The sequence below is a fragment of the Devosia nitrariae genome (assembly GCF_030160115.1).
Lineage (GTDB): Bacteria > Pseudomonadota > Alphaproteobacteria > Rhizobiales > Devosiaceae > Devosia > Devosia nitrariae.
Genome location: NZ_BSNS01000011.1, coordinates 633,144 through 646,687, shown reverse-complemented (window position 1 = coordinate 646,687; position 13,544 = coordinate 633,144). Strand labels below are relative to the sequence as shown.

The following is a 13,544-nucleotide window of genomic DNA, read 5'->3' as shown; positions in this document are numbered from 1 at the left end:
GGGCTACGGCACCGCGTGCCACATCCTGGAAAGAACCTGCCTATTTCTCCGAAACCTCACAGAGGAAGCCTTGCCGGGAGCTCGGCGTTCAATGTATGAACTGCCTGTTTCTACGCGGACGGCTCCATGACCATCGAAGACCTCGCCTACCGGGTGCTCGCTTATGCCGATGCGCAAGGCGTCGGCGACGCACCCAGCATCACCGACGTGCCGGGACTGAAGGTTTCGCGCCAGCGGCGACCGACAGCCCTCGCTCCCGTTCTCTACGAACCGATTTTCTGCCTGGTCCTGCAGGGCGCCAAACAAGCTCTGCACGGACGGCAAATCGTGAATTTCCCCAAGGGGCACTCGGTCATCGTCGGTGTGGACCTTCCGACCGACGCCCGCGTCGTTGAAGCATCTTTTGACGAACCCTACGTAGCCCTCGCCCTCGGGCTCGACATGGCGCTTATCCGTGAGCTGGCGATTGAGCTGGCAGCGGACGGCGCCACTGAAGGTCAGGTCGCCGCGATAACCGCCGCCGAGGCCGACGAAGCGATCATCGACGCCATGGCGCGCCTCTTTTCGCTCAACGACAAGCCGGCCGCCCTATCGGTCCTGCGACCGCTGCTGATGCGTGAAATCCACTACTGGCTGCTCTGTGCCAGGCACGGCTCCCTGCTGCGCTCCCTGGCGCATTCGGCCAGCAACGCGGCAAGGATCGCCGACGCCATCGCCACCATCCGCAAGCGTTTCGCCGATACGCTCGTTGTTGCCGACCTCGCAAAATCGGTCGGCATGAGCGTTTCGGCCTTTCATCACCATTTCAAAGCCGTGACGGGCACGACGCCGCTCCAGTACCAGAAGCGGCTGCGGCTGATCGAGGCGAGGCGGCTCATGCAGTCGGAACGGCATTCCGTTTCAAGCGCAGCCTTCGGCGTCGGCTATGAAAGCCCCACTCAATTCTCGCGCGAGTATGCGCGCATGTTCGGCCTCCCGCCGCTCAGGCATGCCCGGCAAGGCGTTCCGGTGGCGCGCGAGGGATATGAAGGGGCGGCGTTGCCATAGGGCTGCGGGCAAGAACGCGATAGTTGAGCATCAGACTGCCGCAGGCAAATCCAGAGCGGACATGAGCCTGCCCTGTCCGCGCCGATAGAGTGTCGCATGGGCGGCTGGAGCCAGAAGATCCGCAAACGGCCTGAAGGCCGGAATCGTTTTGTTGAACGCAATGGCGCCGCACCCGGGCACGGCGCAATCTCGCTTGCCTTTGGGACACGTGCTGAAATCGCACAGCCGGCCGAGATAGCGGTCGGTCACCGGCTCAACGAGAAAAACGTCCACCTGATGCCCGACCACGCTCAGGCCGGTGCCGGCGTGAAAGGCGGCCTGCAGCGCCCGATTGCGAGCGCGGCGCAGTTCGCCCAATCGGTGCTGTGAGGAAAGCCATACGGCAAGATCGAGATCCTTGCACTCGTGCCACACCTCGATCCGGGCCCTGCGAAATTCGGGAAAGCGCGGAATCTCCTGCCACAGTGCCCGGGCAACGGAGCCGATCACGGCCACCGCCTCGATCTCCTCGAAGCCCATGAAGGCGTCCGTCACGACATCGGCGGCCGCACGGAACTCCCGCTGGCGCCTCAGCAAGTAATCGTTCTGGGCTTCGATCTCAGTGCGTCGCATCGGCTCTATCCCAAGAGCTTCATCAAATTCCGTTTGCGTCGGTGACGCTCTTTGAGTTCGGCCAGATACGCCCTCTGCTCGGCCTCCCCCCGCAGGGCGCCCATACGGGTAACCAGCGCGGCCGCCTCTTGGTAGCCGGGGGTGCCGCCAACTGCCGCCAGTTCCTCGACCCGTTCCTCATAGACGGCGATCGCCCGATCCGCATGTGTCGTCTCGCTCGCCCGGGCAAGGGCTTCCTTTACGCTCCGCGATGCTCCACGGTCGCGCACGACATCCCAGGCAGCCTCGATCATTTCTTCTTCCATCATGATCGTGATGAGAAGATCGGCAGGGAAAGACCACGGGGCTGAGGACGGAGCGCCTTCAAGCTTCTGCTGCAAATGACCTATGGCCCGCTGCGCCGCCGGCTCACCGCCGAGTGCGCGCAGCCGGCCATAAAGGCTGAGGGTCGGCTGCTTCTCGAAGGCACGCCAGAGATGCGCCTCAGCCTCCGCGCTTCTGCCTGACTTCAGCAGCAGATCGGCTGTGAACAGCACCAGCCGCTCGTCGGGCCGTTCGTCCTCGAAAAGCCACAGCCCCTCCTCGGCGCGACGCAGGGCCGCCTTCTCCCGGCCGTGCGCGAGACAGAATTCGACAAGTTGAAGGTAGGCCCCTTGCGACGACAGGTTCTTGGCGCGCAGGGCAATGCGCTGGTCCACATCCCCGTCGCGCTCGGCGAAGAAATCGAGGATCGACGCCACCTGGAGATCGCCATATCGATCGTCCTGCCCGCGGCGCGGGCCAATCCGCGCCGGCAGTTCTTCCCAGGCCTCCTCCGCAAGCCGGCGATATTCGGCAAGCCCCTCTTCGCCCAGAATGTCCGCATACTCCACCACCGCGTCGCGGAAGGTGTCGTAGTCACTCTGCGTCTCGCGCGAGTAGAGATCGCGTGCGAGTTCCACCGGATCGGGCCTGGCGGTCCGGCACGCGTCAAGATGAACGCGTTGCGCGTGGGCGAGCAGTGCGAGGCAATAACCGTCGGAGTCGTCGATGTCCTCTATGGCGCGCTCGATCCGGGAGATCGCATAGTCAGCCAGTTCCGTGACCAGCGGCGCACGCGGGCCCGACGCCGTTTCGGCAAGCAAGTCCAGCGCGGCGGTGACGCCGGCCGCCCACGCCGGCGCCCGCGCGTAATCGACGAATCCACGCGTACGGGTCGCATCACGAACTGCCACCCGCATCTGCGATTCAAATGTCTTGTCGTCGGCGCCAGCCGCCACGGCGGCGATCTCCAACCTGCCGAACATGCCCGGATCGCGCTCGGCCATGTCCATGACCATCTCGACCAAGGCCTCTATATCCTTGGTTCGCAGATAGTCCCGAACCCGGGCCAGGACCCCGCCCGAGCCGTCCTCGCAGCCGGCGGCAGCATTCGCCGCCAACGCCACCGCCACCATGTGCTTGCAGAACCCCTCGCGCTCAAACGCCGGACAGGAGCACTCCCCACCAACCGCCGTTCCCTGGCCTGTCATCACGATCCGGTAGTCGTCGGTGCCAACGACACGTGCCAGCACCCGACCTGGTTCAATGCCCTGAATGTCCACAGCTCCACTACGGAAGTATGCTTCCCCGCGCGCGAACACGCGATCGCCGGCAAGGGCTTCGATTGTGTAGAGATCAAATCGGGGATTATCTTTTGACGTCATATCACCAGTTGGAGCAGTAGGTTGGTTGTCAGCGGCGTTCCTTCTGCATCGTTCCCCAGCTCGTCGATGTCTTTCGCTCCGGCAGGCGGCATTCGAGTCTGCAGAGTGCAACAGGAAGGCAGGACCCATGTCGAGCGCGAACTATAACCTCTTCGCCCAAGCCATGAAGGAGCGCAAGCAGGTTCATTGCACCTATCGCGAGCATCCGCGTGTGGTGTGCCCCATAATTCTGGGCCACACCAAGGGAGAGGAAAAGGCGCTGGTTTTCCAGGTCGGCGGCAAAAGCAGCCAGCGGCTGCCACCGGAGGGTGAATGGCGGTGCTTCCACCTGAACGAGGTCATGGACGTCGAGCTCCATGACGGTTTGTGGCGGGCGGATTCAAGCCACCGGAGCTCGCAACACTGCGTCGAGGACGTCGATCTCGACGTCAATCCGGATAGTCCCTATTCGCCGCGACGGCGGCTTTGACCTCAGACGCTCGCCTCGAATGGGTTGAGGGCGGGCACGCCCAGATCCTCGAAGTCACGGACACTTCGTGTGACGACGACGAGGTCATGCGCCGTGGCCGTGGCTGCTATCAGGCGTCCTCGCGGGCATCACCACCCATCTCTTGACAGGTGGCCGCGAACTTACTACAGAACCAAGTGGTTCCGCAACCAAGAGGTTCCATAGTGGCTCTCGATCAGCTCAGCGCAACTTTCGCTGCGCTCTCCGATCCAACCAGGCGCGCCATCCTGGCGCGCCTCCTGGAAGGCGAGGCTTCGGTCGCCGAACTCGCCGAGCCGTTTCAGATGACGACGCGCGCTGTCTCCAAACACATCGGTGTCCTCGAGGCGGCGGGTCTTGTGACGCGGGGTCGCGATGCTCAGCGACGGCCCAGCCGAATTCGGGCAGAGCCGCTGGTGGACGTTGATATGTGGCTTCAAGGCTATCGGCGGCTCTGGATCAGCCGCTTCCAGCAACTGGACGAGCGGCTCGCCAAGCTGCAGATGGAAGGGCGTACCGGTGACAGGGAATGACAAAGGGGGCGGTCCTTATGAAATTACCATCGTCCATATTTTCGATGCTCCTCGAGAGCTCGTTTTTCGGAATTGGGTCGATGCTGTCGACGTCAGGACGTGGTTCGCGCCCGACAACTGCACAGTCTCATTCTGTGAAGTAGATGCCCAGCCGGGAGGTAAGTGGCGGGTTGAATACAGCTACGACTTTGGCGGAGATTACATAGAATACGGAGAATTTTACGAAGTCGTTGAGCCAGAACGGCTGACTTTTAGTCTCACGCAGGAAGATGGAGATGGAAACGTCGGCCACAAAACACTAATTACCGTCAGTTTTTCTGAAGCGGGCGCGAAGACGGAGATGACGTTCAACCAGAAGGGCTTCGAGACGCCTGCCCGGCGGGACAACAATACCGAAGGCTGGAACGAGTGCTTCCGCAAACTCGACGAGCACATGGCGAACGCTGGGGCCGCGTGACCCCCGCACAAGACGCGACGACAGCCCAGCCGGCCAAGTTCTCCTGGATACCACTCAACGCGTACGACGGCTTGGCGAACAAGAGGGGGACGAACAGTGAGCACTGAGGAAGCTGAAATCCGCGCACTGATTGAGCGTTGGGCGAAGGCGGTGCACGCCTGCGACATGGACAGTGTCCTTGCCGATCACACCGACGACATCGTGATGTTCGATGTGCCACCGCCAAACGAAGTGCGGGGCATGGCTGCCTACCGCGAAACATGGCCGCCCTTCTTCGAATATCAGAAACAGGGCGCCGTATTTGAGATCGTCTCGCTCGAAGTGACCGCCGGGAGCGATGTCGCGTTCGCGCACGCGCTGCTGCGTTGCGGGACCGACGAAGAATTCAGGAATGATCCTGACAACCGCCTCCGTCTCACTGTTGGTCTGCGTAAGCTGAACGGCCGATGGGCCGTTGCGCACGAGCACCACTCGTTTCCATTGAAATCATGAGCTCCAGGTCGCCGGCCCCAATGGTCTGGCGGAGCTGGTGAGCGGGTACGTCCTCTTCTCTCTGGGGCTTGCGCCGGTATTCACCTTGGCGACAGACCCGATTGTCGGAACGGCGCCGCCAGAGCGAGCGGGCGCCGCGTCGGCGATCGCGGAGACCAGTTCCGAGCTGGGTGGCGCCCTCGGCATCGCCATCCTGGGTAGCATCGTCACCGCCATTTACCGGAGCGCAATGGCCAGCGCCGTCCCGCCCGGCGTGCCTCATCAGGCCGCAGACGCCGCACGGGACACACTCGGAGGCGCCTTGGCCGTGGCCCAGCAACTGCCGGAAATGACCGGTGCGCGCTGCTCGGCACCGCTCGCGAAGCATTCGGCCAGGCGTTCGAGACAGCGGTCATCATTTGCGCTGCCGTTGCTCTGGCTGCAGCGATCCTCGCAATGGTCCTGCTGCGCGGCGTTGGAATGGCGCCGGGCAAGAGCCGCAACCGGAGCCGGGTGGTGGCAGCGGTGGGAACGGCGTGCAACCGGCGGTGGCCGCAGAGCTTTGAACAGAGAGCGCATTGGGTCGGATAGCCGGCAATATCAGGGGCGCACTCGCGCGGCTGACCACGCCGATCGGACACCATGATGTGCTGATCGCTGGGTAAGGACATGCCGTCGGATGCAAACCGTTCGAGCAACTCGTGCCAAGCCAGCTCCCTCGCTGCGTTTATCCAGATCGATCTTGAAGCATGGCGCGCAGCGGTGCTAACCTCTTGGGATTACAGGAGTAGCTGATCGCTTGTTCTGCGCCCTGCGCGGTATTCCGGGAACAGCATCAGTCAGACAGTAGTCTCTCCGCGGAAGCACCCTGCTTCGCCTCGGGCGCCAAGCGAAATCGTGCCCGGACACCCCACACATGCACGTGAAGATGACGCGAAGTGTCTTCGCGAGGCACGGCAGAGTTTGCCGCCTCTGATGACAGCCCAAGACCCGATCCCGGTTGTCTCAGGATGGTTCGAGGGAGTGACTAGATGCTGAACGATATACCCGAAAAACGGGTGCCGAAATTCGAGCCTGATGGAGGCGCACTCGCCCGCGCGCCGAAACAAACCAACTCCATTCGGTTTGCTGCGCCCGCGCCCATGGCGCTCGTCATGTTTGCGCCCCAACCGGACAGGGAGACCGCGCTCGAGGGCGAGAGCGCCACGTCAGGCATGGCCCCCGCCGGATCGCTCGAGATTATTCCGGCGCACGCTGAACTCCATGCCCCATGGAATGTAGAAAAGCAGAACCTGCTGTTGGCCGTCGATTCCAAGAGGTTGGAACGGCTCGTGGGGGTTGAATTCAACAGGGAAACGTTCGAACTCCATCCGCCAAAGCTCGCACTGGTCGATAGCAAGGCCCATCGACTCGCGCGCTGGATCCGAAGCGAGGTCGAAAACAAGGGTCTGAGTTGGAACGAATGCGTTGACGCACTCATCACGGTTTTCGCCGCGCACCTGGTGACGAACCATCCCTCGGTACAGAACCGATCGATCCGACACAGCGGTGGCCTTCCGCCAGCCATCTGGCGGCGAGTGGACGATTTCATAAATGGCAATTTGTCGGATTCCCTGACCTTGAAACGGCTGGCACGCGTTGCCCGCCTGTCCCCCAGTCACTTCGCCCGCGCTTTCAAGCAAACGAGCGGGCAATCTGCGCACCAGTACGTGATTTCAGCCCGCCTCGCCCATGCGCGCAACCTGATCACAAGCACCGATCGACCCCTGAGCCAAATCGCGAAAATGGCCGGTTTTTCGAGCAACAGCCATATGACGACATTGATGAGGCGCGCCTGGCACTGCACGCCGACAGATCTTCGAAAACGGCGGTAAGGCCGAGCGCGACGCCTGCGCGCGACCCGCAGGTCGCGGCCTCAGCATCGTCTCCCCGTCTTCACCTTTGGCACGACCAGGCTCGGGCGAATGATGGCGGCCGAGCGGTTCCAGCGTCGGTGATTATCAGCAACTGACCAGATTGGCACAAAGCAACCAGAAACAGCGCTCAACGCGCACAATTAGCTCATGCACCACGAAATTTCTCACTAGGCTGAGCTCATGGCGATCGTCCTTCCATAACGGTGATCGTCCAGGCGGACAGGTCAAAGAGGTGCTCCCGTGATTATCCCGAAGTCTATCGCTGGCATTTTGATTGTTCTTGCGCTGGCAGCGTGCGCGAGCAGCACAGCATATGAAGATGGCTGCCATGGTGTGGGTTGCCTGGTGGACGACCCCGACAATCCGGAGACCTGGCCGATGTGCTCGGACGGGGCGCGTCATCCAGACTGCAGCTACGCGCCTGAAGGGCGCTGAGCGCGCGATTTTAAGCCGACAGGACGTCCTTAAGGCAGGATGCCAACTGCTTTCGCTCGCACGCCAGTAAGCCGGTCCGGCCGGAGCGGCGTCACGTGACCGTGGACATTGTCGCGGTAACGCCGGGTCCCACAGGGCCCGGCTCCGCGTGAAATGAAAGTACAGCGGCGGCGGTTTTCGGCCGCCGACAAAGTGATTTCAACAAATGGGAGATAGAACCATGATGGGTCAATTCGATCTGCGAGCGTCGACCATGTCGAGACCCGTCTTTCTCGCTGCCGCCGCAATTTGCCTCCTGATTTCCTCTTCCGCTGCCGCCGAGGCGCAGGATGCGTGTGAGAGTATTGAGCAGACGCTGACCGACGAACTCGCGCAAGATTATGCGGCGCCGGCCGCAGCGGTGTTTGAAGGGGAAGTCACGCCGGAAGAGGTCGAGGTCATGACAGTCCTCAGGAGCGGCACCTGGAGCGTGGCCTATGTGCAGACGCCGGTTTCCGATCCCGGCTACATGTTTTTCGAGGAGGTGGAGGGGGAAATGCAGTTCCAGGACGTCTGGGGCGGAATGGCGTCGGCGTCCGAACGGCCGGAAATCACCGCCTGGGCCGAAGACCTGGGGGCACCGGCGGATCTGGCAACCTGTTTTGCGGATATGGCCGCCACCGACGACGACGAGTAGCATAGGAATCGGCGATGAATAGCGATCGCGCGCGCAAGCTCGCACGCGATCGCGCGATCGGTTTCAAGCTGAAGACACCGGTCGTGCCCGCTTGAGGGAGACGAGCAGGCTCACGAGCGAGGCGGCTTCGACGATAGGGGCGCTGCTTCCCGTCGTTCTCCAGATCGCAGAATGGCCGTGTCGGCTCTGCTGAGACCGGCATTGAGCAAGGAAGAAGGCTATTGAGGGTGGCATGCTGGAAATTTTCTACCCGCAGGGCCAGTGGCGCTGCAGTCTGAGAGGTCTTGGCCTCGTCATCACGTTGATCGTGCTTGCGATCAGCCTTTGCGTTGTCGAACAGGCCAGCTCCCAGGAGACAGCGGTCTCGCCTCCCTTGCAGGTGGGGGTCTATGTCAGTCCGCCTTTCGTAGCGAGGATCGGCGAGGACACCTATTCGGGCATGGCGGTCGAGCTGTGGACGGAAGTTGCCCGGCGCATCGGCGTGACATTCGAATACCAGGAATACGAGACGGCCAGGGAGGTCCTCCAAAACATATCCGCCGGCACTCTGGACGCCGCCGTTACCAACCTGACGATCACGCGGGACCGGGCGGAGGCCGTGGCCTTCACTCAACCCTGGTACGATGGGGGCTTGAGGATTATGGTGCACACTGAGGGTTCAGGGGGATTCTGGGACGTATTCTCGGGACTGGAGAGCGCCGGACATCTGCGCGCCTATGCCTGGCTTGCCCTGGTCATTCTCGTGGCGACCGTGGGCTTGGCCCTCTTCGATCGCAAGTTCGATCCCGAGTTCCCAAAGCGCTGGCGTGAGGGACTGGCCGAGAGCTTTCACCACGTGATGTCGATCGCAACGTCGGGGCGTGCGTCACGCAAGAACCTGTTCGGCTGGGTGGGGCGCATCTGGCAGTCCCTTTGGCTCGTCATCGGCGTGGCCGTCATCGCCTATATCACCTCTTCCGTCACGAGCGTGATGACCGCGGTTTCATTGACTGGCGACATCCATTCCCTTGCCGATCTTCCCGGCAGGACCACAGCGGTCTTCACCGGCACCGTAGCCGAGGAATACGTACGCGACCTTGGACTTCCGTCCCGCTCCTACCCGAGCATCGAGGCCTCGGTCGAGGCTCTCGAGGCGGGAGAAGTCGACGCCATCATCGCCGACGCGCCAATCCTGGAGCACTATGCCCACACCAATGCCCACGAGCGCGTCGACGTCGTCGGCAACATCTTCCATCCCGACAAATATGGATTTGCCTTTCCGCACGACAGCGAATTAGCCCACGCCGTGACGCTGGAGATACTCGCCCTGCAGGAGGCCGGCGTCCTCGAGGACATGAAGCAACGATATTTCGGCACTCAGTGAGCTTTTTCCGGTGCAACCCCTGACGGATTGGTACCAGGCGTGCCTTCGGATTTCATCCATTCGCTCATAGAGCAATACGGGCTCCTCGCCATCTTCGTGGGCTGCCTCCTCGAAGGAGAGAGCGCGGCTATTCTCGGGGGCTTCTTCGCGCATCAGGACGTTCTCGTGCCGTGGAAGATTTTCGTCACGGTCTATGCGGGGGCGTTCTGCGGTGACGCGGTCTTCTTTTTTGCCGGAAAGTATTCCGCGGCGGGCCCCCTCGTGCGCAGGTTCGAGCGCAAGCCTGCATTTTCCTACGCGCAGCGGATGGTGCGCGCCCATCCAACGCTCTACGTGCTGCTCAATCGCTATGTCTACGGGCTACGGATGATCGGCGGAGTCGCGGCGGGGCTGGCGGGGATCAGGACGCCGAAATTCCTGGCTCTCAATGCCCTCTCCAGCCTTGCGTGGTCCGGTATCTTCATGGGGATCGGGTATGTCTTCGGCACGGCCGCCGAACAGATCATCGGCTCCGAACTTGCCAGGCACGAGCGTCTCCTGGTTGCCGTTGGCATCGGCGTTTTCGTTGTTATGGCCGGCTTCTATCTGATGCACAGGCTCCGGCGGCATCAACGCCCAAGGAGCCCGTAGACTGCTGCCCGCGGCGCGGAAGACCCGCAAGAGGCTGCTGCGCGCTTGTGGAACCACAAGGGCGTTGCCCGCACCGGGCGATTGCTGCGCCGCAACAATGCGCCTATATCTCGAAGGACGGTCCCCAAATCACCCGGGTCGTGGGCGACGTCCCGAGGTAGTAGCCCACGTCACTTCGACGGCCGATATGGGGGCGCATTGCCGACTGACTGCTGCGGGGGGCCGAAGCGGACTATCAGCGCTGTGATATTTAGCATGGTGTCGGTCCATTGCAGGCATGGTAGAGTGTACGCGTCTGACCTGCCGTCCTGGCTGGTGGACGTCGTTGCCGAGTGATGACTCGCTCCGTGAGTTTTCGGCCCTTGAGGCCATTCATGTTAAAGACCCCGACTGTGCATTTTGAAGCGGCGAGCACTCTTGCCGTGGTTGTATCCTCCAACGAACCACTGCTGTTCTTATCCGAGGACCAGAAGGTCATTGCGGCGAGCGCATCGTTTTGTCGGGCATTCGAGATCGATCCCGCGACAATTTCCGGGAGGAGTTTGAGCGCACTTGGAAACGGCGAATGGGCGATGCCCAAGCTTGCGTCGCTGCTGAATGCTACGGCTTCGGGAAGCGCTCGTATCGAAGCCTACGAGATCGACCTCGAGCGGCCAAACCAGGAAGCTCGGCAGCTGGTCGTCAATGCGCGCACGCTTGATGACGGAGACAAGGAGCATATTCGTCTACTTGTGGCGGTAACGGACGTGACCGATATGCGCGCCGAGGCCCGACTGAAAGATGATCTGGTTCGCGACAAAGCGATCCTGCTGCAGGAGGTTCAACATCGGGTGGCAAACAGTCTCCAGATCATTGCCAGCGTTCTCATGCAGAGCGCGCGTCGGGTTCAGTCGGACGAAGCGCGCGGGCACCTCCACAACGCTCATAACCGGGTCATGTCGATCGCAGCACTGCAGCGGCAACTCTCGACGTCCACCGGCGGTGACGTTGAACTCCGTACCTATTTGACACAACTCTCCCAAAGCCTCGGGGCGTCGATGATCGCTGACCCTGATCGACTCTCGATACAGGTGACAGTCGACAACAGTGCCGTTGAAGCGGACGTATCGGTAAGCTTGGGGCTGATCATGACCGAGCTTGTAATCAACGCCCTCAAGCACGCCTTTCCCGATGAGCGAACGGGCAAGATCGAGATCGACTACCGATCGTCGTGTAAGGACTGGACCCTCTCGGTTACGGACAACGGCATCGGTATGCCTGCGGGAAACGATGCACCAAAGGCGGGTCTGGGGACCGGCATTGTGGAGGCACTCGTAAAGAATCTTGAGGGCGAAATTCAGCTGAGCGATGCGGGCCCCGGCACAGCTGTGACGATCCGCCACCGGGAATGAGCCGGATCCGGGACCGGCGCTTCTAAGGCCGCATAGGAACCCAATCGTTTCCGAAGCGCTATTCCATCGCAGCCCGCGCTCCCGACCCTCTCACCCGAGTAAACGATGAATAACGGCAAACCGGTCGTACTGGTTCTCGAAGACAGCACGATCATTCTGGTTTTCACGGATGTTCAGATGCCGGGGCGATGGATGGCATTAAGCTATCTCATTACATCAGGAGCCGATGGCCGCCTGTGAACCTGATTGTCGCATCCGGCGCCACAATTCTCGAAGAGAACAGTCTGCCCATCGGGAGCAAGTTCTTTTCACAACCCTACGATGACCACACAATCCCAGACGCAATGGCCCGCCTGCTTCGATACCAGAGCAAAATCAGGTCACGCTGAAAACTGTCGGCGGACTACCGCGAGTTCGTCGAGCAGCGCGGTCGATCGACACGCCGAACCGCCGAGCACCCCCGCTCCCTTATCAACCGGCCCGTCTGCCGAGAGACCGCGTCAGCTCGATCGGCAAGGTTCATGTCCTCAGGCGGCGTCATGGAAGATGATTCCGAGCGTGTGGCGATGACCCGAGCGCAGCTTGCTCACGCCATGGAGAAGCTTTACGCGATAGAAACCGCGCGTGCCCTGCACTGGGCGGCTGTCGACCGCGAACACCACAGCGTCGCCTTGCTTGAGCGGAACCACCATAGCGCGCGACTGCATGCGCGGGCGCTGCTCGGTCAGCACGAACTCGCCGCCTTCGAAATCCTCTCCCGGCTGGCTGAGCAGGACCGCGATCTGCAAGGGGAAGACGTGCTCGCCATAGAGATCCTGGTGAAGCGCGTTGTAATCGCCTTCGCCGTACTGGAGCAGCAGCGGCGTGGGTCGGGTTTGTCCGGCTGCGTGGCAGCGCGCGATGAAAGCGGCGTGGTCGTCTGGAAAGCGTACATCGATCCCCATCGCTTCGTGCCAACGATTGGCGATCGGCGCGAGATGCGGATAGACGTTCATGCGCAGCTCCTCGACCAGCGGCGGCAGCGGATAGGCAAATATTTGTACTCGCCGCGGCCGAAGCCGTGCCGTGCCATCACGACATGACTGCGGAAACCCTGATCCTGGTCATATCGGCCGGCCACGGCGTTGCAATTGTCCGCGGTAAGCAGCGTCGGCATGACCGCCCAGCCCTGAGCATCGAGGTCGGCGGACACCGCCGACCAGTCGATCGCCACTCTGCGGCTCTTCGCCTCTTCGGGTTGTTGTCTTGCAGTGCTCTTCATTGCGGTGCTTATATCAAGGCCTCCCGGTTGATCAGCTTGCGCTTGCGCTGCACGCCCCAGCGATAGCCTGAAAGCGAGCCGTCTGCCTTGACCACTCGGTGGCAGGGGATGGCGACCGCAAGCACATTGGCGGCACAGGCCGCGCCAACCTCCTGGGCGGTGGCGGGCAGCGGCAACGCCTTGGCGATCTGGCCATAGGTGATGGTTTCGCCCGACGGTATGTCGCGTAGCGCCTGCCAGACAGCCTGCTCCAGCCCATTGCCGCGAATGTCCAGGAGCAGATCTAACCCCCTGTGCGGCGCTTCGAGGAAGTCGACGACTTTTGCGGTCGTGTGTTCCAGTCCTGTCTCGTCAACGACGGCGCGCGCATCCGGGAAGGCGCTCGTCAGCTCGCGGGTGAGCGCTGGGCGGCCGTCACCCATCAGGATGGCTGCGACGCCCGTGTCGCTTGCCGCAACCAGCACGGTGCCCAGCGAGAACGTCGCGAAAGCAAAACGGATTTCCTCTGCGGCGGCCTCGCGGATGTCGATTGTGGCGTTCATGACGATGTCCTCTATCCATTGTCAGGATGCACTTTCGC

At 61.9% G+C, this 13,544-nt stretch carries 13 protein-coding genes and 2 pseudogenes; 11 read left to right on the top strand and 4 right to left on the bottom strand.

Features of this window, described 5'->3' with window-relative positions; all coding sequences use genetic code 11:
* The first annotated feature begins 126 nt into the window (after window positions 1-126).
* The gene (locus tag QQK18_RS13610) at window positions 127-1,047 is read left to right on the top strand and encodes an AraC family transcriptional regulator (RefSeq protein ID WP_284340873.1); all 921 of its coding nucleotides are present in this window, start codon (window positions 127-129) and stop codon (window positions 1,045-1,047) included.
* Window positions 1,048-1,077: 30 nt separating this feature from the next.
* Here the strand turns inward: QQK18_RS13610 and QQK18_RS13605 are convergent, their stop codons facing one another.
* Together QQK18_RS13605 and QQK18_RS13600 are read right to left on the bottom strand one after the other, a co-directional pair.
* Entirely contained in the window at window positions 1,078-1,659 is a 582-nt protein-coding gene (locus QQK18_RS13605; protein WP_348523226.1) for a hypothetical protein, read from the bottom strand.
* Window positions 1,660-1,664: 5 nt separating this feature from the next.
* Complete coding sequence (locus QQK18_RS13600) at window positions 1,665-3,473, bottom strand: SWIM zinc finger family protein (RefSeq protein ID WP_284340871.1); 1,809 nt, start codon at window positions 3,471-3,473, stop codon at window positions 1,665-1,667.
* On the opposite strand from QQK18_RS13600, the gene QQK18_RS13595 reads away from it, so the two are divergent.
* The 10 genes and pseudogenes from QQK18_RS13595 (at window position 3,472) to QQK18_RS13545 (ending at window position 12,092) form a co-directional block, all read left to right on the top strand.
* Entirely contained in the window at window positions 3,472-3,813 is a 342-nt protein-coding gene (locus tag QQK18_RS13595; protein ID WP_284340870.1) for a hypothetical protein, read from the top strand. The two genes, QQK18_RS13600 and QQK18_RS13595, sit on opposite strands and share 2 nt — an antisense overlap.
* A gap of 203 nt (window positions 3,814-4,016) precedes the next feature.
* A complete protein-coding gene (locus QQK18_RS13585; RefSeq protein ID WP_284340869.1) occupies window positions 4,017-4,364 on the top strand; it encodes an ArsR/SmtB family transcription factor in 348 nt (115 codons plus the stop codon).
* Window positions 4,351-4,821 carry an SRPBCC family protein gene (locus QQK18_RS13580; protein WP_284340868.1) on the top strand — a complete coding sequence of 157 codons (471 nt, stop codon included), beginning with the start codon at window positions 4,351-4,353 and terminating at the stop codon, window positions 4,819-4,821. The genes QQK18_RS13585 and QQK18_RS13580 overlap by 14 nt, the downstream gene beginning before the upstream one ends.
* Window positions 4,822-4,917: 96 nt before the next feature.
* Entirely contained in the window at window positions 4,918-5,313 is a 396-nt protein-coding gene (locus tag QQK18_RS13575) for a YybH family protein (RefSeq protein WP_284340867.1), read from the top strand.
* 1,010 nt (window positions 5,314-6,323) lie between these two features.
* Entirely contained in the window at window positions 6,324-7,166 is an 843-nt protein-coding gene (locus QQK18_RS13570) for a helix-turn-helix domain-containing protein (protein WP_284340866.1), read from the top strand.
* 697 nt (window positions 7,167-7,863) lie between these two features.
* Window positions 7,864-8,319: a hypothetical protein gene (locus QQK18_RS13565; protein WP_284340865.1), complete on the top strand. Its 456-nt coding sequence runs from the start codon at window positions 7,864-7,866 to the stop codon at window positions 8,317-8,319.
* Window positions 8,320-8,551: 232 nt separating this feature from the next.
* Entirely contained in the window at window positions 8,552-9,682 is a 1,131-nt protein-coding gene (locus QQK18_RS13560; RefSeq protein WP_284340864.1) for a transporter substrate-binding domain-containing protein, read from the top strand.
* A gap of 39 nt (window positions 9,683-9,721) precedes the next feature.
* Window positions 9,722-10,312, top strand: coding sequence for a DedA family protein (locus QQK18_RS13555; protein ID WP_284340863.1), 591 nt, complete (start codon window positions 9,722-9,724; stop codon window positions 10,310-10,312).
* 374 nt (window positions 10,313-10,686) lie between these two features.
* Complete coding sequence (locus tag QQK18_RS13550; RefSeq protein WP_284340862.1) at window positions 10,687-11,703, top strand: sensor histidine kinase; 1,017 nt, start codon at window positions 10,687-10,689, stop codon at window positions 11,701-11,703.
* A gap of 105 nt (window positions 11,704-11,808) precedes the next feature.
* A pseudogene (locus tag QQK18_RS13545) lies at window positions 11,809-12,092 on the top strand (hypothetical protein).
* A 138-nt stretch (window positions 12,093-12,230) separates the two neighbouring features.
* Here QQK18_RS13545 and QQK18_RS13540 read toward each other — a convergent pair.
* Both QQK18_RS13540 and QQK18_RS13535 read right to left on the bottom strand, forming a co-directional pair.
* Window positions 12,231-12,964 (bottom strand): annotated as a pseudogene (locus tag QQK18_RS13540) (2OG-Fe(II) oxygenase).
* 8 nt (window positions 12,965-12,972) lie between these two features.
* Window positions 12,973-13,506, bottom strand: coding sequence for a methylated-DNA--[protein]-cysteine S-methyltransferase (locus QQK18_RS13535; protein WP_284340861.1), 534 nt, complete (start codon window positions 13,504-13,506; stop codon window positions 12,973-12,975).
* Between the last annotated feature and the right edge of the window lie 38 nt (window positions 13,507-13,544).